Origin of the sequence: Hymenobacter pini, from assembly GCF_020421205.1 — a bacterium.
Classification (GTDB): Bacteria; Bacteroidota; Bacteroidia; order Cytophagales; family Hymenobacteraceae; genus Hymenobacter; species Hymenobacter pini.
On record NZ_JAIZZH010000004.1, the window covers coordinates 256772 to 278221 of the forward strand.

16 protein-coding genes are annotated in these 21450 nt (G+C 61.9%); 9 read left to right on the forward strand and 7 right to left on the reverse strand.

Features of this window, described 5'->3' with window-relative positions:
* Positions 1–43: 43 nt before the first annotated feature.
* Positions 44–751 (forward strand): hypothetical protein, encoded by a 708-nt coding sequence (locus LF252_RS16965; protein WP_226270774.1) that lies wholly within the window; start codon positions 44–46, stop codon positions 749–751.
* Between the two features lie 70 nt (positions 752–821).
* Here LF252_RS16965 and arfB read toward each other — a convergent pair whose 3' ends face one another.
* Together arfB and LF252_RS16975 are read right to left on the reverse strand one after the other, a co-directional pair.
* Entirely contained in the window at positions 822–1229 is a 408-nt protein-coding gene (gene arfB / locus LF252_RS16970; RefSeq protein WP_226270775.1) for an alternative ribosome rescue aminoacyl-tRNA hydrolase ArfB, read from the reverse strand.
* A 149-nt stretch (positions 1230–1378) separates the two neighbouring features.
* Complete coding sequence (locus LF252_RS16975; protein ID WP_226270776.1) at positions 1379–1816, reverse strand: hypothetical protein; 438 nt, start codon at positions 1814–1816, stop codon at positions 1379–1381.
* 154 nt (positions 1817–1970) lie between these two features.
* Between LF252_RS16975 and LF252_RS16980 the strand changes: the two genes are divergently transcribed.
* Positions 1971–4028, forward strand: coding sequence for a M13 family metallopeptidase (locus LF252_RS16980; RefSeq protein WP_226270777.1), 2058 nt, complete (start codon positions 1971–1973; stop codon positions 4026–4028).
* A gap of 55 nt (positions 4029–4083) precedes the next feature.
* Here LF252_RS16980 and LF252_RS16985 read toward each other — a convergent pair whose 3' ends face one another.
* Positions 4084–4554 (reverse strand): nuclear transport factor 2 family protein, encoded by a 471-nt coding sequence (locus LF252_RS16985; protein ID WP_226270778.1) that lies wholly within the window; start codon positions 4552–4554, stop codon positions 4084–4086.
* Positions 4555–4674: 120 nt separating this feature from the next.
* Between LF252_RS16985 and LF252_RS16990 the strand changes: the two genes are divergently transcribed.
* Positions 4675–6066 carry a carbohydrate porin gene (locus LF252_RS16990; protein ID WP_226270779.1) on the forward strand — a complete coding sequence of 464 codons (1392 nt, stop codon included), beginning with the start codon at positions 4675–4677 and terminating at the stop codon, positions 6064–6066.
* A 113-nt stretch (positions 6067–6179) separates the two neighbouring features.
* Positions 6180–6887 (forward strand): head GIN domain-containing protein, encoded by a 708-nt coding sequence (locus LF252_RS16995; RefSeq protein WP_226270780.1) that lies wholly within the window; start codon positions 6180–6182, stop codon positions 6885–6887.
* 90 nt (positions 6888–6977) lie between these two features.
* Here LF252_RS16995 and LF252_RS17000 read toward each other — a convergent pair whose 3' ends face one another.
* On the reverse strand, positions 6978–9800 hold the full coding sequence (locus tag LF252_RS17000) for a PA14 domain-containing protein (RefSeq protein ID WP_226270781.1): 2823 nt from the start codon (positions 9798–9800) through the stop codon (positions 6978–6980).
* Positions 9801–10155: 355 nt separating this feature from the next.
* Positions 10156–10728, reverse strand: a complete 573-nt coding sequence (locus LF252_RS17005; protein WP_226270782.1) for a hypothetical protein — start codon at positions 10726–10728, stop codon at positions 10156–10158.
* A 160-nt stretch (positions 10729–10888) separates the two neighbouring features.
* Between LF252_RS17005 and LF252_RS17010 the strand changes: the two genes are divergently transcribed.
* Positions 10889–11836 (forward strand): 3-oxoacyl-ACP synthase III family protein, encoded by a 948-nt coding sequence (locus LF252_RS17010; protein WP_226270783.1) that lies wholly within the window; start codon positions 10889–10891, stop codon positions 11834–11836.
* 72 nt (positions 11837–11908) lie between these two features.
* Here the strand turns inward: LF252_RS17010 and LF252_RS17015 are convergent, their stop codons facing one another.
* A complete protein-coding gene (locus tag LF252_RS17015; protein ID WP_226270784.1) occupies positions 11909–14008 on the reverse strand; it encodes a matrixin family metalloprotease in 2100 nt (699 codons plus the stop codon).
* A gap of 164 nt (positions 14009–14172) precedes the next feature.
* On the opposite strand from LF252_RS17015, the gene LF252_RS17020 reads away from it, so the two are divergent.
* Complete coding sequence (locus LF252_RS17020) at positions 14173–14841, forward strand: hypothetical protein (RefSeq protein WP_226270785.1); 669 nt, start codon at positions 14173–14175, stop codon at positions 14839–14841.
* Positions 14842–14924: 83 nt separating this feature from the next.
* On the opposite strand, the gene LF252_RS17025 is transcribed toward LF252_RS17020, so the two are convergent.
* Entirely contained in the window at positions 14925–15839 is a 915-nt protein-coding gene (locus LF252_RS17025; RefSeq protein WP_226270786.1) for a DUF72 domain-containing protein, read from the reverse strand.
* A gap of 383 nt (positions 15840–16222) precedes the next feature.
* On the opposite strand from LF252_RS17025, the gene LF252_RS17030 reads away from it, so the two are divergent.
* The 3 genes from LF252_RS17030 to LF252_RS17040 all read left to right on the forward strand — a co-directional run bounded on the left by LF252_RS17030 (position 16223) and on the right by LF252_RS17040 (position 21443).
* Entirely contained in the window at positions 16223–17041 is an 819-nt protein-coding gene (locus LF252_RS17030) for a septal ring lytic transglycosylase RlpA family protein (RefSeq protein WP_226270787.1), read from the forward strand.
* Between the two features lie 259 nt (positions 17042–17300).
* The gene (locus tag LF252_RS17035) at positions 17301–19796 is read left to right on the forward strand and encodes a penicillin acylase family protein (RefSeq protein ID WP_226270788.1); all 2496 of its coding nucleotides are present in this window, start codon (positions 17301–17303) and stop codon (positions 19794–19796) included.
* Positions 19797–19871: 75 nt separating this feature from the next.
* Positions 19872–21443, forward strand: coding sequence for a TonB family protein (locus LF252_RS17040; RefSeq protein ID WP_226270789.1), 1572 nt, complete (start codon positions 19872–19874; stop codon positions 21441–21443).
* The last annotated feature ends 7 nt before the right edge of the window (positions 21444–21450 follow it).

Here is a 21450-nt window from a genome sequence, read left to right on the forward strand (position 1 = left end):
AATGATCGGTCAATTAGCTTGCCCACAACCTACCCGAACTATCATGGTGCAGCGCGTTCTGTTGGGGGTTGCCATTCTGCTGGCTTTCAGCAGCTGCGCCCGATTCGCCCAGCTCAGCCAGCTGCCCGACGGGTACTACCGGGTGCGGGCAGTGAGCAACGACACGCTGCGTCAGCAGTTGCGCCAAACTGCGCCAACCTACTACTATGTGCAGCAACGGGCCGATACGCTGCTGTTCACCCCACCGGCTACCTCGGCCGCCATTCCCGCCTCGTGGTTGTACCGGCTGCGCGGCCCTGAGGAAGTGCGGCTGCTGCACCGCAGCTTCGACCTGGATATTTTCTCGATTCCGTTTAAAGCCCTGCCCCCACGCAGCGGGTTTCCGGTGCAGTTGAATACCAACTTCAACGCGGCGTTGTACGTGGGCCGGCGGCTGGACTTTTACCGGCTGCGCAACCGGCGGCTCACGCCGTTTCAGCCCCGGCCGTTCATTCGCAGCAATGGGTTTGGCTACGGGTTATTCGGGGGCCTGGGCTCCAGCATCATCACCGCCGACGTAACCCGCCAACACGCTCTTACCGATTACGAGGGCTTCACGCTACACGGCGGAGCCGCCGCCATCTACGACGCCCGCCTGCTCAATATCGGCTTGGCCGTGGGCGTCGACCACCTGCTGGGCCCTGACGGTTCCTACTGGACCTACCAGAACCGCCCCTGGGTGGGCGTATTGTTTGGCCTGGATTTGAATTAGTGCTTAGTTAGTAGTACTTGGTGATTAGTTTACAAGCACGACCTAGGCACTGCCAACCAAGCACTGAAACCTAATAGTCCACCCGGCCGCGGTTGGCTTTTTTGTCGCCCTGCTTTTTCTTGGATTCCAGGCGCTGACGCACAGCCCCGGCGCTGGGTTTGGTGGCGCGCCGGGCTTTGGGCTTGTGCAGGGCTTTCCGCAGCGTGTCGTGGAATTTGCGCAGGGCGGTTTCCTTGTTGCGCAGCTGGCTCCGGTCTTCCTGGGCGGCAATCAGGAGGTCGCCTTCCGCGGTGAGTTTGGCGGCGAGCTTCTGCAGCAGCGTCTGTTTCTGCTCGTCGGTGAGTAGCTGAGAGTCGGCCACGCGGAAACGCAGCTCCACGCGGCTTTCCACCTTGTTCACGTTCTGGCCGCCCGGCCCGCTGCTGCGGCTGGTCTGGAAACGAAGTTCGGGCAGGAAGGCGTCGGCGGTGGGGAGCATGGGGAGCAGGTTGTAGCGCGAAGCCTTTGCTTCGCGTCTTGCTATTTCGCGTCTTGCTATACGGTGATTGTGGTTCTGACGGCGCGGGGGCACCCGTGCCAAACCATTGTGCAACGATACGCGAAGCAAAGGCTTCGCGCTACATCGCGCTACAAAACCCGCCACAGCAGCCAGCCCAGCAAACCCGTGCGCAGGGTCCATGCCAGGGTGCGGGGCCAGTTGGTGCGCACCAGCCCATCGATGGCCACGTAGTTGTAGCCGTGGGCGCTCAGGCGGTTGTGAAACGGCACCGACAGGCCGAACGTGCCGGCCCAAGCCACCAGTACCAGCAGCAGCTGGCCCCAGCGGGCCGCCCCCCACCAGGCCGGAGCCTGCCAGGCCAGCCACCCGGCCAGTGCCAGCTCCAGCAGCATCGGCCCCATCACCACCCAGCTGATGCGGTTGGCATGTTGCCGGTGAAACACGGGAAATTTGTCGGCCGCTACGTGGGCAAAACCGGGGTAGTGCACCAGCTGCACCGTCCAGATTAACCCGGTGAGGTAAGCGGCCAGGGCGAAGTTGAGCAGGAGCAGGTGCGGAAGTTTCATGGGCAGGCAACGGGCCGGGCAGCGGCCGTGTCTATGGCGCTACGCGAAACAACCGATTCGCGCTACATTCGTCCCGGCCGGGCGGCCCGCGGGGGCAGCTTTGCCGCCGGGCGGGTGCCGTAGCCGGTTTTTGTTGCTTATTTCCTTCCCTCCCATGACCCTCTCCCCTGCCCTGCGCCCCTGGCTGCTGGCGGCCCCGCTGCTGGGCCTCGTATTCACGGCCTGCCAGCCCGGCGGCAACACCGCCGCCACCGGCCCCGACCTCATCCAGGCCAACCTGGATACCACCGTGCGCCCCGGCGACGACTTCTATCGGTACTCCAACGGTACGTGGTTCAAGAACCACCCCATTCCGGCTTCCGAAAGCAACTGGGGCATTGGCAAGGAAGTGCAGAACGAGGTATATGCCCGCCTGCGCAAGCTGAATGAGGACGCCGCCAAGGCCAGCGCCGCCGCCGGCTCGGTGCAGCAGAAAATCGGCGACTTCTGGGCCACGGGCATGGACAGCGTAACCATCAACAAACAGGGCGTAGCGCCGCTGAAAGCCGAGCTGGATCGGCTGCAGGCCATGGCGTCGGTAGAGGATGTGCAGGCCGCCATTGCCCGCCTGCAGCCCCTGGGCGTGAATGCGCTGGTGGGCTACTACGTGGGTCAGGATGCCAAAAACAGCGACAAGATGGCCCTGCAGCTGTGGCAGGCCGGCCTGGGCCTGCCCAACCGGGACTACTACTTCAACAAGGATGCCCGCACCAAGAACATCCGCCAGGAGTACGATAAGCACTTGGTGAAGATGTTCGGGCTGCTGGGCCAGGATGCGGCTACGGCCCAGGCCAGCGCCCAGCGCGTGGTGCAGCTAGAAACCAAGCTGGCCGCCGCCTCGCGCAAGCTGGAAGCCCTGCGCGACCCGTACGCCAACTACAACAAGATGGCCGTATCGGGCCTGGATAAGCTCACGCCCGGCATCAGCTGGAAGCCCTGGCTGGCCCAGATGCAGCTCAGCAAGGTGGACACGGTGATTGTGGGCCAGCCCGAGTTTTACCGGGAAGCCGGCCGCCTGCTCACCTCCGCCCCGCTGGCCGACTGGAAAGCCTACCTGCAGTGGCAGCTGGTGCACGCCTACGCCGGCACCCTCAGCCAGGACTTCGACAACGAAAACTTCCGCTTCTACGGCACCGTGCTGCAGGGCGCCAAGGAGCAGCGCCCCCGCTGGAAACGGGTGCTCGACGCCGAGGAAAACGCCATGGGTGAGGCCCTGGGTCAGCTGTTCGTGAAGGAGTACTTCACCCCTGAAACCAAGAAACGCTACGAAGACCTGACCGAAAACGTGGTGGCCTCCTTCCGGGAGCACATCAACGCCCTGGACTGGATGAGCGACTCCACCAAACAGAAGGCCCTAGTGAAGCTGGGCAAAATCACCCGCAAGGTGGGCTACCCCGATAAGTGGAAAGACTACACGTCGCTGCAGATTGACCGGAGCTCCTACGCCCAGAACGTGATGCACGCCAACGAGTGGCAGTACCGCTACAACCTCAACAAGCTGGGCAAGCCCGTAGACCGTACCGAATGGAGCATGACGCCCCAGACGTACAATGCCTACTACAACCCCTCGAACAACGAAATTGTGCTGCCCGCCGCCATTTTCGCCATTCCGGGCCTGGTAGATGCCAACGCCGACGACGCCATCATCTACGGCTACGCCGGGGCCAGCACCATCGGCCACGAGCTCACCCACGGCTTCGACGACGAGGGCAGCCAGTTCGACGACCGGGGCAACCTGCGCAACTGGTGGACCAAGCAGGACCGCCGGCAATTCCAGCAGCGCGTGAACGGCATCGTGCGCCAGTTCAACGGCTACACCGTGCTGGATTCTTTGCACATCAACGGCAAGGCCACGGCCGGCGAAAACATTGCCGACCTGGGCGGCATCGTCATTGCGCTGGATGCCTTCAAGAAAACCGACCAGTACAAGAAGGGCGAGAAGATTGGCGGCCTCACGCCGCTGCAGCGCTACTTTCTGGGCTACGCCCTGGGCTGGCAGATTCACCAGCGCGACGAGCAGCTGGCCCAGCGCATCATGACGGACGTGCACTCGCCGGCCCAGTTCCGCATCAACGGCCCCTTCGCCGACGTGCCCGAGTTCTACGAGGCGTTCAACGTGAAGCCCGGCCAGAAGCTCTACTTGCCCGATTCGGCCCGGGTGAAAATCTGGTAAACGGAGCCCACCGAAAACAAAAACGGCTTTCTGCATCTTGCAGGAAGCCGTTTTTTTATTGCTTCGGGCGAGCCATGAACTGCTCCAGTCCCTGGCGGGCAGTTTTGCGCACTTTCTGCTGCAGAAAGCCCGACCAGCCCAGCAGCCAGCCCATGGGCCCCAGCGCCTGCCTCGACCAGCGCCAAAAGCTGAAGTTGTCGTGATGGGTGCGGATGAGGCCGTCCTGGAACGTGAAGTGCGCCTGCACGTGGTTGTGCACTTTACGGCGGGTTTTGCTGAAAGTGTAGTGCGCATCCCAGGTGGCGCGGCCCGTGTGCTCGTCGGCCCACACATCGTTGTAGGCCAGGCGCAGGTCGCCGCCCCGCTCGCAGAGCATGCGCCACATCTGCCCGATTTCGGCCCCCTTCAGCTGAAATGCCGCATCCTCGAACGTGGCGTCGGGGTGGTAGCAGGCGGCCATAGCGGCGTGGTCGCGGCGCTGGAGGGCCTGGTAAAAACGGTTGAGCAGATGCTGATGCGGGTGCATAACGACAGAAAAGCGGGCTACGAGGTACGAAAGCTACCGAAAAAGCCCGGGGCAAGCGGCCGTTTTCTTCATAAGAAGCACACGCCCCCGTCGGAGCTTTGCCGGAAAGTACCCTTCCCGATGCTGATTTTCTCCTCCCGAAACGCGGTGGTACTCCTGACGGCACTGGGCGCCGGCACCGCGCAGGCCCAAACCGTGCCCCGCCGCTCGGCCACGCCACTGCCCACCGCCCCCGCGCCCCCCGCCGACACTCACCACGCCGCCCCACCCGATTCGGTGCGCCGCTCGCCGTGGAGCCTGCATTTTCAGCAGACGCTGGTAACGCAGTGGCACCCGTCGTTCCGGGCCCCGTACGCCGCCGACTACAGCCTGGCCCAGCGCGAAAAGGCTAAGACTTCGCTCACCAGCACATTTTTTCTGGGCCGGCGGCTGTGGCGCGGCGGCAGCTTCTTCTTCAACCCCGAGCTGGCCGGCGGCAGCGGGCTAAGTCAGGCCCGCGGTATTGCCGGCTTCCCCAACGGCGAAACCTTCCGCATCGGCGACGCGGCCCCGCACCTGTACGTGGCCCGGGCTTTCTGGCGGCAGGTGTGGGGGCTGGGCTCCGCTACGCAGGTGGTGGATGATGCCCCGAATCAATTGGGGGGCCCCGGCCCGGCCCGGTTTCTGGCCCTGAACCTGGGCAAACTGAGCCTGGCCGATTTCTTCGACCAGAACAGCTACAGCCACGACCCGCGCAGCCAGTTTCTGAACTGGGCCCTGATGAGCAACGGCGGCTGGGACTACCCCGCCAACACCCGGGGCTACACCGTGGCGGCCGTGCTGGAGTATGTGACGCCCCTGGGAGCCGTGCGGGCGTCGTCGGCGCTGGTGCCCACCTACGCCAACGGCCCCACCATCGATTTTCACTACGGCAAGGCGCATTCTGAAACTCTGGAGCTGACGCGCACTTATCACCTGGGCAGCCAGACGGGCACGGTGCGGGCCCTGGGCTTCCGCACGGTGGCGGGCATGGGCGACTACCGCACCGCCGCCCGCCGGCCCGACCTTGACCTGACGGCCACCCGCCAGCCAGGCCGCACCAAAACCGGCTTCGGGCTGAATGTGGAGCAAACTCTGACGCCGGAAGTGGGCCTGTTTGCCCGCCTGAGCTACAACGACGGCCGCCGCGAAACCTGGGCTTTCACCGAAATTGACCACTCCGTGAGCCTGGGGGCCGTGAGTACCGGCACCCGCTGGCACCGCCCCGCCGACCGGCTGGGGCTGGCCGTGGTGGCCAACGGCCTGTCGGAGCCGCACCGGGATTTTCTGGCGGCCGGGGGCCACGGCTTCATGATTGGCGACGGGCAGCTGAACTACGCCCCGGAAATGGCCGCGGAGGCTTACTATAGCTTTAACCTACCCCGGCAGCACGCCACGCTCAGCCCCGATTATCAGGTGATCGTCAACCCCGGCTACAACCACGACCGGGGCCCGGTACAGGTGCTGGGCGGCCGGGTGCACGTGGCATTCTGACTCCTGAGCAGGGCAACACTTAGGCAGCAATTATTTTCCAAACCACCAGGCAACGGTTCAGATGGCGCATCCATCTATATTTCCGGATGTTCCACTCTAACTCATTGCCTTGTATGAAAACGCTCCGGTTTCTGTTGCCCGTTATACTGCTGGCCTTGGTCGTACTATCGGCCTTCCGCCCGGCCGACTCCCGCGAAGTTCGCACCGTTGGGGCCTTTACGGCCGTGAGTTTGGGTGGCTCCATGAAGGTGATAGTGCAGCAGGGAAGCCCGCAAAAAGTGGAGGTAGAAGGCTCAGCCGAAGACCTAGCCCACCTGGAAACCGTGGTGAGCAACAGCAAGCTGCGCATCAATGCCAAGAAGGAAAGCGGCATGAGCTGGTACAACTTCAAAGGCCCCGTAACGGTGTACGTGACCGTGCCTACCATCAAAGCCCTCTCCGTTAGTGGCTCGGGCAGCATGAAAGCCGCTGACCCCATCAAAGCCGCTGATCTGGATTTATCCGTGAGCGGCTCGGGCAGCCTCATCCTGAGCAGCGTTACGGCCGACAAAATCAACTCGTCGCTGGCTGGCTCTGGCTCCATTCAGGCGGCGGGCGTGGCCCCTACGCAGCAAGTTAGCGTGAGCGGCTCGGGCAGCCTGCAGGCCCCCAAGCTGCAAAGCAAAACCTGCAACATCAGCATCAGCGGCTCGGGCGGTTGCCGCGTACAGGCTACGCAGCTGCTAGAAGCCAGCATAGTAGGCTCGGGCGACGTGTACGTAACCGGTAACCCGCAGGTAAAGAGCTCAGTAATAGGCAGTGGCCGCGTGCACCGCGAGTAGCGGTTTGCTTACCTTATCAAAACCAGCTTCCCCCTTCTCAGCAAACAAGCCGCTGGGAAGGGGGAAGCTGATTTTTAGTCTCTAGCCTGGCTACTCGCGCACCAGCCGTTGGGTAAGCACGCCGCTGGCCGAGGTAATGCGGCACAGGTACACGCCCAGCGGCAGCGTGGTGAGGTCCAGGGCTACATCCTGGGTGGTAGCGGCGGCCAACTGGCGGCGCAGCACTACCCCGCCGCGCACGTCCAGCAGTTCCAGCGTGGCCGGGCTGGCGGCCGGTAGCTCCAGCCGCACCGTTACTGCCTCATGGCTGGGGTTGGGCGCCAGCATGGCCCGCGCGCCGGCTGCGGCTTTGCTCACCACCGATACCACTGAAGAATAGCTGGTGGTACCATCCGTATCCACTTGGCGCAGGCGGTAGTACGCAACGCCCGACAGCGGAGCCGCATCCAGGTAAGAATACCGCTGCTGGTGCTGCGTAGTGCCGGCGGCGGCTACTTTTCCCACGGCCTCAAACACGCGGCCATTGGCGGAGCGCTCCAGCACAAAATAGGCACTATTGAGTTCCTGCGCCGTTTCCCAGCTAGCCAGTACGCCCGCATTTTGTGCTACCACCCCAAACCGCGTGAGGGTGACGGGTAGTGGCGCGTTGGAGGCTGTGGTGCACAGGCCACTGGCGGGCACCAGCTGCTGGGCCACGCCCGCGTCGGCGCTGGCGTATTCCAGCCGCAGCACGTTGCCGCTCACGTATTCGCCGTACAGGACCAGCATATCGTGCAGGCCGGCCGAGAGTTGCACGGTGGCGCTTACCGTGGCCACCGAGTGCTGCCCACCGTTCTGGATGGTAGCAGAAGCTACCGTGGGCGTGGTGGCCAGCGCCGCGTTATCCAGCCACAGATACGCCGCATCATCGGAGGTGAGGTAGAAGGTGTAGGTGCCAGCCGTGGCAATGTTGATGCGCCCCCGGAACCGGGCGCTAAATTCGTCGGGGTCTTGGGCGGTACCGCTGGCCGCCCCGCTCAGGTTGCCCCAGCTCTGGGTGCTGGAGAAGTTCAGCACTTGCACGTTGCGGCCTTGTGCCGGAGTAACAGTATTGAAAAACTCAATGTCGTCGTTGAAAAAGCCCGGGAAGAACTCCGCGTACAGGCCCGAGGAGGCAGCCACATCGCCCCCATCGAGGCCGGAACAACCGGCGGGGGGCCGGGCAATAACCTGCACGGTCAGCGCATCGGCAAATACTTTGCTGCCCCCGGCATTGCGGGCCGCCACGTCCAGCTCATAGCTGTTTTCGGGCACTGAGTTACTCACCGATATTTGCCCCGTGGTGGAGTTGATAGCAATACCGGCCGGCAGGGTGCTGGCGTTGGCCAGGGTGTAGAGCGTTACCGGTGAGGCGCTAGATACGGCCGGCATGGCGGAGGCCGCCGAGGTATTCACCACCACCCGCATGCCGCCAGGCGAGTACGACAACGCTGCCACCAAGGGTATAGCCGGCTGCACCGAGCCGCAGAATAGAGCACTGGGCACTACCTGCCGGGCAATACCCAGGCTGGGGCTTTCGTACTCGAGCTGCAGGGCGTTAGCGAGGTTATTATCACCGTACAATAGCAGGAAGTTGTGCAGCCCGGCGCTAAGCGTTACGGTTACGGCTACCGTGGTAGCGGGGTGAAAGCCCCCATTATCAATAGTGGCATCGGTCCGCACGGCGGGCGTTGCCAGGGCCGGGTTATCCAGCCACAGGTAAGCGGCGTCGTCGGCGGTGAGGTAGAAGGTGTAGGTGCCGGCCGTGGCAATGTTCAGGCTGCCCCGCAGCCGCAGGCTAAATCCATCGGGGTTTTGCAGGGTGCCGCCGGCCACGCCCAGCAAATTCCCGAAGCTTTCTGTAGTGGCAAAATTGACAACCGGCTCGGTGCGGGTAAGGCCCGGTGTAGCGTTGGTGAAAAAAGCGGGATTGTCGTTGAAATACCCCGTGAAGTACTCCGCGTACAGACCGGCCGTGGCCGGTTCGCCCCCGGCATCATTGCCCCCGCAACCGGCTGGTAACGGTGCGGTTACCTGAAACCGAAATACGTTGCGGAAGGAGCTGGTACCATTGGCATTGCTCACGGCCACATCTATATCGTATGTACCCTGGGGCACAGTAGCATCTGCCGTGAGCACGCCCGAAGCGGCATCGATAGTAATGCCGGCGGGCAGGCTCCCGGTAGAAGTATCCAGCGCAAAGTTGGTAACGGCGTACCCGCCGTCGTTTACCGTGGGCACACCCGAGCTGCGCGTGCTCCCCTCGGCCAACGCCCGCGCAATCGGGCTGTAGACAATGCTTTTGGGCGCGGGCGGCTGGGGCAATACTGCCGTGCACAATACACTGCTTGGCACTGGCTGCCGGGCAATGCCGGGCCCTTCGTATTCCCACACCATCGTGTTGTCGCAGCAGTCGTCCCCGTACAAAATCAGCACGTTGTGCCGGCCTGCGGGCAGCATGAGTGTTACCGAGCGGGTAACGGGTACGTGCGTGCCACCATTGTCGATAAGGGCGGTAGCAATAGTTGGGGGTGTTGCCAAGGCCGGGTTATCCAGCCACAGGTAGGCAGCGTCGTCGGCGGTGAGGTAGAAGGTGTAGGTGCCGGCCGTGGCAATGTTCAGGCTGCCCCGCAGCCGCAGGCTGAACCGGTCGGGGTTCTGGGCTGTGCCATCGGACAGAGGCAGCAAGTCGCCGAAGCTGTCGGTGGTGGCAAAATTCACGTTAGCCTCGGTGCGAGTGAGGCCTACGGGGTGGTTATTGTCGGAGAAGAACCCTGGGTCATCGTTGAAATAGCCCCGATAATACTCCGCGTACAAGCCACTGGCGGCTGGCTGGCCACCAGGGTCGGAGCCGTTGCAGTCGGTAGTCTGGGCAATAGCTATGTAAGGAAGCACTGCTGCTATTACCATCATCCAAACAACTCCGAGCAAATTTGGCAAAGTGACGAGTTTTTTCATCTTAGGATGATTTTATGTAATAAAGCCAATACAATTCTTACTACTAAAGGTAATCAGTTTTCCAATATTTGCAACTTTATTATTTTTTATTGCATTAAATAAACAAGGCAGATTTGCTTATTCCGAGCCGCTTGCAATCAGTATGCGTGAGTTGACCGGCCACAAGCAGCCTGTTATCCTACTACAGTTACAATACCGCCAGTAAGTACAGCTACGCCAAAGCCCTCCGGCCGGGGCCACATAGGCGCACCAGCCGGAGGGCTTTGGCATACATGACGGGTTACCGCCGCCGCTAAAAATCGAACAGGCCCTTGCGTTTGCCGCCCGAGGACTTACTCTTGGTTTTGCTCTTCTTCTTATCTCCCCCAAACAGCCCGTCGAACATGCCGGACTTGTCTTTGATAAGCACGTACCGCACCGAAAATGCCGCTGGAAACCGGGCCCAATCGGCGGAGTTGATTTCGACGGTGGGCTTGAAATCAAAGCTGAGCACCAGAGGTACGAAGGCCACTTTGTACTCAACCCCGGCCAACGCATCAAAGCCCCCGAAACCGCCGGTGTCCTTATTTTTTCCGAGGTGCCCGCCAGCACCAAAGTAGTAGTTGAGGCTGGGCCCCAGAATACCGAAATGCCGCTCGGCCAGTACCGTACCGCTTACCTCCCGGCTGGAAACCAACGCCAAGCCTTCCAGGGTAGTTTTCTCAAACACCTTTTGCTGCACAGTAAGGCCGAAGTTGTTTTTGCCCAGGCGCAGGCCCGCGGCGGTGCGGTATTTCTGGGCTTGTGCTGGCGTAGCCAGCCACGCCCCGCCCCCTAGTAAAGCCAATGCTAGGCCCCCAGCGCGGAGCAACTTAGTACACGTCATAATCTTGTTAGTTGGGCCCTGAACCCGGCTCCGTACGCCGCGTTGAACGAATTGCGGAAGGTGCAAAGTACGCCCTCCGGCGAATATAGCCGGCTGCTTACCCCAAACCCCGTACCTTGCCGCCCTATTTCTGCTCCCGACTTACCCTTTTTCCGGCACCGTGTACATTCACCACGTGGCGGCGTATTTGCCCGCCAACATCATCACCAACGAACACTTTACTCGCCTGAACGGACTTTCGCACGAGTGGATTATTGAACGCACCGGTATCCGGGCCCGCCGCAAAGCCGGGCCCGGCGAAAATACCAACACCATGGCGCTGGAAGCTACCCGGCGTGCCCTGGCCGAGGGCCCGGCTTTTCCAGTAGCCGACATTGACCTGATTGTGGGCGGCACCTACACCCCCCACGACACCATTTACACCGTAGCCCACGCCGTACAGCGTGAGCTAAACGTATCGGATATTCCGGTGGTGAGCATTTCCTCAGCCTGCTCCTCGCTGCTGAATGCCGTGGAGATTGTGGAGGGTTATTTTGCGCTGGGCAAAGCCCGGCGGGCCTTGGTGGTGGTGAGCGAGCATAACACTGCTTACAACAACGAGCAGGACACTATAGCCGGCCACCTCTGGGGCGACGGCGCGGCGGTGCTGCTCATTTCAAAAGACCGGATTTCAGACCAGGACCTTTCCGTGCAGGCTATTCGCACGGGCGGGGCCGGCAACGTGGGTAAAGCCGACCAGTCGGTAACGCTGAAGCCGGTGGAGCGGGGCATTGTGATGCCTTTCGGGAAAGACGTATTTATGCACGCCTGCACCTACATGACGCGCGTAACCCAGCAAATTCTGGAGCAGAACAGCCTCGGGGTGGATGATGTCACCTACCTGATTCCGCACCAGGCCAACCTGCGCATTACCAAAAACGTGCTGCAGCAGCTTGGGCTTCCTGAAGAGCGGGGCGTATCCAATATCGAAGAACTGGGCAACACGGGTTGCGCCGGGGCGGCCATTGCGCTGGCTACCATCTGGCCACAGCTGCAGCCCGGCAACCACGTGGTGGTTACGGTTTTTGGCGGCGGCTACTCCTACGGCGCTATGCTTTTGCAACGCTAGGCACTTCTTTGAAGAACCGCTCAGCCCGTCAGTCTCTCACGTAAACTTAGAGAGACTGACGGGCTGAGCGGTTTACTCCAACACTACAAAAGGCGTGGTACCGTCGCGGCCGGCGCTGTCCGTCCAGCGCAGCAGGTAGTAGCCGGCGCGCAGCGTGGGTGGCAGCACCTGCAGCGTATTCAGGCCTGGCAGATAACTCAGCTGGGAACCGCCCAGGTAGCGGCCCACCGCATCGTAGAACCGGACTACCAGCGTGCCGTTGGTGGCGCCGCCCACGTATTGCAGCCCAAACGGCTCGCCCGTACGAATGGGGTTTGGGAAGAGGCGTAAGGAGTTGGCCGCCGACGCGTCATCGGTTACGCCCACCGGCACCGTCACATCCGAGGACCCATCCGGCCGGCGCAGGCGCAGGCGGTAGTAGCTCATACCACTGAGCGGTTGCGCATCCGTAGCCCGGTATTGGTTGCCCGTTACGCCAGCCGCCACCGTGGCCACCGTTTGCCAGCCCGCGGTGGTATCGGCGGGGGCTCTTTCCACGGCAAAGCCGCTGAGGTAACATTCGTCGCGGGTGGTCCACTGCACCGTTACGCCGGAGCTAGGCTGCAGGCTGGCGCTTTGGCTGGTGAGCGGAGCGGGTAGCATGGGAGCCCGCCCACACGCTCCGGCCCGGAAGCTTTTAGAGCGCAGCACATAGCGGCCACCGGCAATGTCGCTGTTGGCGGCCAGGGTGCGGCTGCGCTGCCCACGCGCAATGGCGTAGTGCATAACCGCCGTGGGCAGAATCAGGTGGGAAAGCTGTTGAGCGTGGCCCAGCTCGTGCACCGCCACCGATTCAAAATCAATTTGCGTTACGGATGGCGAAGCCGTGCCGAACTGCCAGTTGGTAGCATCATCAAACTGCGTGTCAATTTCCTGCACGAAGAAAAATACGGCCCCACCGGCCTGGTAGCAGCCCCGATAGTAGCTGGTGGTGCGGCCCAGCACCCCGGTGGGCAGCTGCCCGGTACCATCGAAGCCCACGGAGTTTTCCCCATCCTCGCTCACCCCCGATTTGGTGCGCGTGGCACCCAGCGTCCAGTTTACGCCGGTTTGGCACCGCCAGGTAGCCAGGGCCCGCTGCCACGATGCCGCGGCGGCTGCGTTGGCCGCAAAGTCCGGGTCGAAGCGGAACGTCATTCCCCCTGCCCCGTCATCGTTGCGGTGCGCGGGTACGGCCCGCTGGTTGGTGTTGGTATCAAGCACGTTGGTGGCGGCATATACTATCGTCACAACGCCGGGGCTCACGGCCTGTACCTGGTCGGAGGAGGTAACGCGCACGGTACCCGTGCCGGCCGGGTTGCGGCTGGCACTTAATGAGGGCACCCGCACCTGAATCCGGGTATCCGTCCAGCTTACGTAGTCATCGTCATTGACTTTGGTGTAGGTAGCGCCCCCGTCGTCGGCGTTGCGGAACTCCACGCTGCCGTTGCCCCGGACAGTCCCAAAACCCGAACCGTTGATGGTGAGCACCGTGCTGGTGCCTGCCGTAACGCTGGAGGGAGCCAGCGTAGTAATAAGGGGTGCCGCCCCTTTGGCCAGTGCTGGCTGCTGCACGCGCCGGAGGGCAGCCAGCAGCGCCGGGTTAGGCTGCACGTCGCGCGGCGTACTGCGGGCCACTGTGGTGTAAAAGCCGGTATCTGTGAGTTGGTAGTGGCGGAAGGGCTCCGCGGCGGTGGCATCGGAGAGGTTGTAACGAATGAAGCCCTGCTCACTGCCGTATGCCTGCCAGCCGCTGCCCACGGGTACTCCGGCAAAGGCTGTCGGCTCCAGAAAAAACAAACCCTGCTCGCCGGGGGCCAGCGTGAGCGTGTTGGTAAGAGTTTGGCGCTCCAGGCCCAATGTACCGCCTTCGGTTATCAGCGTCAGCGTAGCCTGCTCCAGCCCTTTCAGCTGCCGAAATACCCGCAGCTGGTGCCGGGTAAAAATCCGGCCGTTTTGGCCCCGGAAGCTTACCGCGTCCAGCACCTCCGCCTCCACAATGCGCGTGGCCCGGCTGGCGCGGACCTGCGCATCAAGCGGCAGCAGCAGGCAATGAGTTTCAGGGGCTTCAGGTAGTATCTGTGCCTGCCCAGGCTGGGCGGTCAGCCAGCAGCACAGCAGCACGGGTAGCCAACGAGTAAAGTTTGACTGCATAAAAAAGAGAATACGCCAACGGAGGCCGGTAGTAAGGTACTCCATTTGAGTGGTTCTGGTTAGCGCAGCGGGCGGGCTTTTCTCGGAATCTACCCAAGGTCTGCAACCAGCGGAAGCTCCACGGTATCTACCAGACTGATTATTTACTCCATTCTCTGCTTATTATGCGCAATACATTCTTAGGAGCGGCGGTACTATCTGCTCTGTTTTTTCCGCTAGCAGGTCAATCAGCACAAGCCCAAACTCCCGATTCGGCGGCTACGCGGGCTGCGGTGAGCCAGTCTGCTGGCTCAGGCACTTTGCTCCGGCTCGGTACTGGCCTTACCCGGGGCCTGTACACTGATTACTGGGGGCTGTCGGCGCCGCTCAGCCTTGGGGTTGAGCACCATCTCACCCCCCAGCTTAGCGTGTACGCTAACGGGTTTGCCGGCTTTCGGATAGGGCAGCGCAATTACTTCGAGGGGTCCCGCGTACCGCTTATTGGCACGTACGGTTTTGATGCCGGTGTCCGCTACTATTACAACCAGGTTAAACGCCGGCAGCAGGGCAAGGAAGTTGGACCTTTTGTGGGCAATTATTTAGCTCTGCAGACCACTACCACCTTCAATACTGTGTTTACCAGCCCCTACCAATGCTCTATGCTGATGCTTACCTGGGGCATGCAGCGCCGGCTGGGCCGGTATGGCTGGCTGGATGCGTACGTGGGTGGTGGCATTGGCCGGGAGCCGGGTCGTTCCTATCCTACACCTACGGGCACGGGCTACAACAATCCACGCTGGAGCTTCCGGCCCGAAGTGGGAATTAAATTCAGTCTCGGGCAAGTGGTGAAGTAGTAAGATTGTGCAGGGTGAAGTTGTGAGCGTTCTGCCAGTCGGAACCGTACAATTTTACCCTGCACAACCTCACTAGTTCACTTTTAAAACAAGCTGCCCTGCACGGCCTGCGGAATCACGCGGGGCGGTTGCACTTGCATTCCGGTCAGCTCGTGCAGGCGGCGCAGGAAATGCTCGGCCCAGATAGGGGAATGCAGAATGTCCTTCTGGTGAATGAACACGTAGGCCGTATGCAGCCCGGCTTCCAGCCAGCTGGCCAGGCGGACGGCCCAGTCATCGGCCCGGCGGAAGTCGGAGTCTACCAGGGCGTGTCCGTTGATGCGCAGAAACGCCACGGGCGTGGTCAGACGCAGGTGCAGCACGTCGCGGCGGCCGGCCACGTCGCTCAACACCAGCGGCTTGCCCAGCGCCTCCAGCATAGCCGACACAGAAGTAAGCAGGCCTTTATCCGAAAACCAGGCCGGGTGGCGCAGCTCCACGGCCAGGGGTACATAGCTGGGAAAATCGAGCAGATAGCGCTCCAACCGGGGCAGATGCTCGGGGCCGAAAGTGGGCGGCAGTTGCAGAAACGCGTGGCCCAGCGTGGGTCCCAGCCCCTCGATAGCTCGGCAGAAGCTTTGCGTCAGGTCATCGGCGTTGTACAGAGCCCGGTCGTGGCTGATTACCTGGGGCAGCTTGGGGCAGAAGCGGAAGGTATCGGGCACGGCCGTGCGCCACTTGCGCACCGTGGGCGCATCCGGAATGCGGTAGTGCGTGGTATTCAGTTCAATGCTGTTGAACTGCCGGGCGTAGTAGTGCAGGTAGTCCGCATCCCGGATGCCCTGCGGGAAGTAGCTGCCCAGCCACGCCTTATTGGTCCAGATGGGACAACCCACGTACACGGCCGGCGGAGCGGGCTGCGTGGGCAGGGCGCGGGCCAGCACCCGGGCCGTTTCGGGGTGGTCGGGCGGGAGACGAAAATCAACGTAGCGCAGGTCAGAAAGGCGGCCAAAATCCATACCCGAAGGTACGAGAAAAGGCCGGGGGCGGCTGCGTGAAAACCAGCCCTCTACAGGAGAAGGTTTTCGCGCACACGTCTTAGCATATTTCCGGGATTTTTGCAACCTAGCCCAGGAGTGGTATCGACCTTCAATGACAAAATTTTTTTAGCAGCGGATATTCTAATTTCCAAACTGTCTTACCCAACGTCTAAAAAGAGTGCAAAATCTATCTTAATCAAACACAAAACCGCTTTTTACGGGTTTCCATCTAATTATTTAAATGCAATATTTCTTCGAAAAGATCAATTACTAACAACTGTAGCTACTTTATACGCTGGGTTATTAGTTAGCGGTTTGGAGTCGACTTCTAGATTTGTCCAACTCACCAACCAAGAGACTACATGAAGTTGACTCTACGACTGCATCTCTCGGGCTTGATGATGGGCCTGCTCCTCGTGTTGCTTACGGCCTTCTCGGCCTCAGCTCGCGCCCGGCGGGTAAGTGAAGATGAAAAAGCCCCGGCGGCCGCCACCAAAAAGGCCGCTACCATGCGGGGCCGCGCCTCCTGGTACGGCCGAGAGCATCAGGGTCACCGCACCAGCAACGGGGAGCGGTTTGACCGCAACAAGTACACCTGCGCCCACAAAACCCTACCTTTTGGCACCAAGCTGCGGGTTTCCAACCCCGAGACCGGCAAATCGGTGGTGGTGCGCGTAACCGACCGGGGTCCGTTCCGCCACCAGCGCATTCTGGACTTGTCGGAAATTGCCGCCCGCCCCTTGGGCATTGTTACCCACGGTGCCGTATCGGTAGTGGCGCAGGTAGTGGACGCCGAAACCCCGCTGGGCCCCACGGATGCTCCCGAGAACCTAGCCCTGCTGGCCGCCGATTCTACCATTACGGCCGATATTCACACCAACATCGTGGCCGGCGAAACGGAAGCGACTGACGTAGCCCTTACGCCTGAGCCCGCCGCCACCTACGTAATTCAGGCCGGCACCTTCGGCGACCCGCGCAACGCCCGCGCCGTGATGGACAAGATTCAAAGCGTGGAGCCCAAGCTGCTGGTGACTACCGTGGCGACTACCACCGCCGAGGGCCGGTCCCTGAACCGCGTAGTAGTGGGTCGCTTTGCCACCCAGGCCGAGGCCGATGAAGTTCGCCAGCGGCTGGCCCGCGTGGGCGTGGCCGGCCTGGTAAGGCAGGGTGAGAACCTGTAAACACGAGTTCCGTCAGATTTTTCACTATACTAAACGCTTGAAAGAGCACTTCCTGTCTGCAGGAAGTGCTCTTTTATATTCTTAAGGGCAAGTTGAGTCGTTTGTATGGCATCCTCCCAGGTGCCTTTCCGTCTGGCAAAACGCGCCTGACGCGTGTTTACGGCTTGATAACATGCCTGAGCCCGTAAATTGAGGTGGCCCGTTCTGCCAGAAACCGAAGCATTTACTACCTTCCGCTCCCCGCGAAACTGGTTGGCAAATGCTTCGATTTCTTCCAGGCACCCTGGTGCTCCTTGTTACCCTTACACTTACCTGGGTTCTGAACACCAAGCAGGGCGACGTGCCGCCCGTAGCCCGGCTGCTGAGCCCATACCGGGGCTTCTGGCAGAATGGCGAAACCCCGGCCGATTTCCCGGAGCAGCAAACCCTGCACCTTACCGGTTTGCGCCAGCCCGTGCGGGTGCGGTTTGATGACCGGCGGGTACCGCACATCTTCGCTCTTAACGACCATGACCTGTATTATGCCCAGGGCTACCTCACGGCCCGGGACCGGCTCTGGCAGATGGAGTTTATGACCCGGGTGGCGGCCGGCCGCATTTCGGAGGTGGTGGGCCCCCGGGCCCTGGAGTACGACCGGTTTCAGCGGCGCATGGGCCTGCCGTATGGGGCGCAGAACTCGCTGCAGTCTATGCTGAAAAACGACACCACGCGGCTGGTGCTGGAGTCGTACTCGGCGGGGGTGAATGCCTACATCAGCAGCCTTTCGCCGCGGGAATACCCGTTTGAGTACAAGCTGCTCGAATACGCTCCCGAGCCCTGGCAGCCCCTTAAATGCGCCCTGCTGCTGAAGCTGATGGCCTGGGATTTGAGCGGCCGCTCCGACGATTTGCGCCTGAGCAACATCCTGAGCAAGTATGGACCGAAGGTGGTGAAGGACTTGTTTCCGGATTACCCCTTCCGCGAAGACCCAATTGTGCCGGTGGGTACGCCGCTGGATTTCAAGCCGCTGCCAGTGCCGGCCACACCCCCTTCGTTTACGGCGGCCTTATCGGACAAAGTGCCGCAGCGGGAGCCGGATGCCGAGCTGGGTTCCAACAACTTCGCCGTGGCGGGCAGCCGCTCGGCCTCGGGCCTGCCGCTACTGGCCAACGACCCCCACCTGCAGCTGAACCTGCCCAGCATCTGGTACCAGGTGCAACTGCACGCGCCCGGCCAGAACGTGTACGGCGTAACCATTCCGGGCGCACCGGCCGTTATTATCGGGTTCAACGAGGACGTGGCCTGGGGCGTAACCAACGTGGGCGGCGACGTGCTGGACTGGTACCAGCTTAAATTCCGCGACAACACCAAGCGCGAGTACTGGCACGACGGCCGCTGGAAACCGGTGCGCCGGGTGGTGGAGCGCATTGTAGTGCGCGGCCTTCCCGACCGCCTCGACACAGTAATCTACACCCACCACGGCCCCGTGGTGTACGACCACGACGAGAAACCCTTCAATGCCCAAACGCCCACCCAGCACGCCATGCGCTGGACGGCTCACGAGGGCGCCGACGAGGTGCTGGCCTTCGTGAAGCTCAACCACGCCCGTAATTATCAGGATTACGACCGGGCTTTGCGCACCTACGGCTCCCCGGCCCAGAACTTCATCTTCGCCAGCAACCAGAACGACATTGCCATCCGGCCCAACGGCCGCTACCCGCTGAAGTGGCCGGAGCAGGGCAAGTTTATTCTGGACGGCTCCGACCCGCGCCACGACTGGCAGGGCTGGATTCCGATGACGCAGACGCCGCGGGTGCAGAACCCGGCCCGGGGCTTCGTGTCGTCGGCCAACCAGCACTCCGCCGGGCCCGACTACCCCTACTACATTGGGTGGGACTATGCGCCCTGGGACCGGGGGCACCGCATCAACCAGCAGCTGGCCAAGATGCACCGCGCCACCGCCGACACCTTGCGCGAGCTGCAGAACGACAACCTCGGCATCAACGCCCAAACCATGCTCCCAGGCATGTTGAGCCTGATGCGCGGCAACAAGGTGACGGATCAGTTGTATAGCCCGGTTCCGCCTGATAAGCCAGAATATAAGGCGCTGGAGGTGTTAGGAAAATGGGATTACCACTACACTACCGATGCCGTGGCGGCCACCATCTTCGAGCTGTGGTACCAGGACTTGGTGAAGCGCCTCTGGGAGGATGATTTCAGCAAGCTGGCTACCGGCCTGGAAATGCGCTACCCCTCCCGCGACCGGACCAACCACCTGTTACAGCAGGAGTATGGCGACGCATTCCAGGGATTTAAAGGTGCCAGCCCCTGGATAGACGACCGGCGCACCCCCAAGAAGGAAAACGTGCACGACCTGCTGGCGGCTTCCTTGCATTTCGCCGTAGATTCGCTGACCCGCAAGTTCGGGCCGCTGGGGCCGAAGTGGGGCTGGGCCAACCAGAAAAGCACCGATATCAACCACCTGGCCCAGCTGCCGGGCTTCGGGCACCAGGATATTGTGTGCGCCGGCAGCCCCGGCACCGTGAATGCCACCGGTCCGCGCAACGGCCCTTCCTGGCGCATGGTGGTAGCGCTGGGGCCGCAGGTGCAGGCCTACGGCATCTTCCCCGGCGGACAGAGCGGCAACCCGGCCTCCCGGTACTATGATGATATGCTGGAAAGCTGGCGCGTGGGCAAGCTGGATGAGCTGGTATTTCTACGCGCCGCCGACGAAAACCACCCCCGCCTGCAGGCTGCCTGGCGGCTGGAAAAGTAAGTGTCGGCAGTACCCGTTTCGTGCGTATCTTGCTCAACTGCCCTTATCCTGCCTTCGCCTTTATCTGTTTCAGAAATGTCTTTATCGCGCAGCCGCTTCGCGTGGCATCGGGTAGTACTGGCCGCTTGCCTCACGGGAGCAACCGTGCCGACAGTGCAGGCCCAGCAAACCACTAAAAAGCCCGTTGCCGTTGCCAAGTCAGCACCCGCTGCGCGCGTGTACAGCCTATACGAAGTCCAGACGCGGCCCGAGTACGTGGAAGGCGAGTACGCGCTCCGGCAGTACCTGCGAAACCAGCTGCGCCGGCCCGCTGCCGTGAAAGCCGGTAGGGAGCGGGGCGTGGTAACGGTGAACTTCGTAGTGCAGCCGGATGGCCGACTCACCAATGCCTTTATTGCCCGCGGCCTCAGCGTCGCCAGCAACGCCGAGGCGTTGCGCCTGGTGCAGGCCATGCCCCGCTGGCGCCCCGCCCGCTACCAGGATAAGCCCGTACCCGTGCAGTACCAAATTTCCGTACCGTTTGAGCCGCCGGTTCAAGCGGTGCCTGACTTGTCAGGCTTGCAGGGCGAGGGGAAGGTGGTGGAAGAGGTAGTGGAGAACAAGGTGTACACCTACGTGGAGCAGATGCCGGTATTTCCGGGCGGGCAGGAGTATTTGGTGAAGTACGTGCAGGCCAGCCTACGTTACCCGGCGGCGGCCGTGGCCAACAAGGTAGAGGGCCGGGTATTTGTGCGGTTTGTGGTGCAGCCCACAGGCCAGGTAGACAACGTAGAGGTTATAAAAGGCCTGGGTGCCGGTTGCGACGAAGAGGCGGCGCGCGTCATCAAAGCTCTACCCACCTTCGAGCCCGGCAAGCAGAACGGCCGTCTGGTTGCTGTGCAACACACGCTGCCCGTTATGTTCAGCCTGGATAGTACCCCGGGCGCCCCGGGCGTAGCCATTCCGCCCTTGCCCACGCTACCTAAGCCCGAGGATAAAGTCTACACCTATGTGGAGCAAATGCCGACGCTGGCAGGCACCACTGAAGCAACCATTGCCTCGGCCCTACAGGCGGCCGTAGTGCTGCCCGCAGAGGTAGTGAAAGGCGACACGGAAGGCCGCGTATACCTGAGCTTCGTGGTAAATCGGGACGGCCGAACTGACGAAGCCAAGGTACTGCGGGGGCTGTGCACCGCCTGTGATGCCGCTGCCCTGGCGGCCGTAGCTAAACTACCCCGCCTGGAACCCGGCCGGCAAAACGGCAAGCCGGTGCGGGTACAGCTGACCCACACGGTACAACTGTTCGGCCCCAACCATGTATTCGAGCCCCGCGAGGCGGTGACTCAGGCCAGCTTCAACGGGGGCGGTGTAGCCCTGCGGCAGTATTTCACCGAGAAGCTAAAAGAGCCCAAAGTGCTGGCCCAAGAAAACCTACGCGGGGCCGTGGAGGTACGATTCGTGGTGCAGGCCGACGGTAAGATTGGCGCGGCCGAAGTGGTACGCCCCTTCTGCCGCAGCTGCGACGAAGAAGCCTTACGCTTGGTGCGCGCCATGCCCACCTGGGCCCCCGCCCGCGACGCTTCCGGTCAGCCCATTGCCGTACGCCAAGCCGTGCTCATTCCCATGCCCGCCCCCGAGTTGCCCCGCAAAGTCGGCATCGACAACTAACGAATCT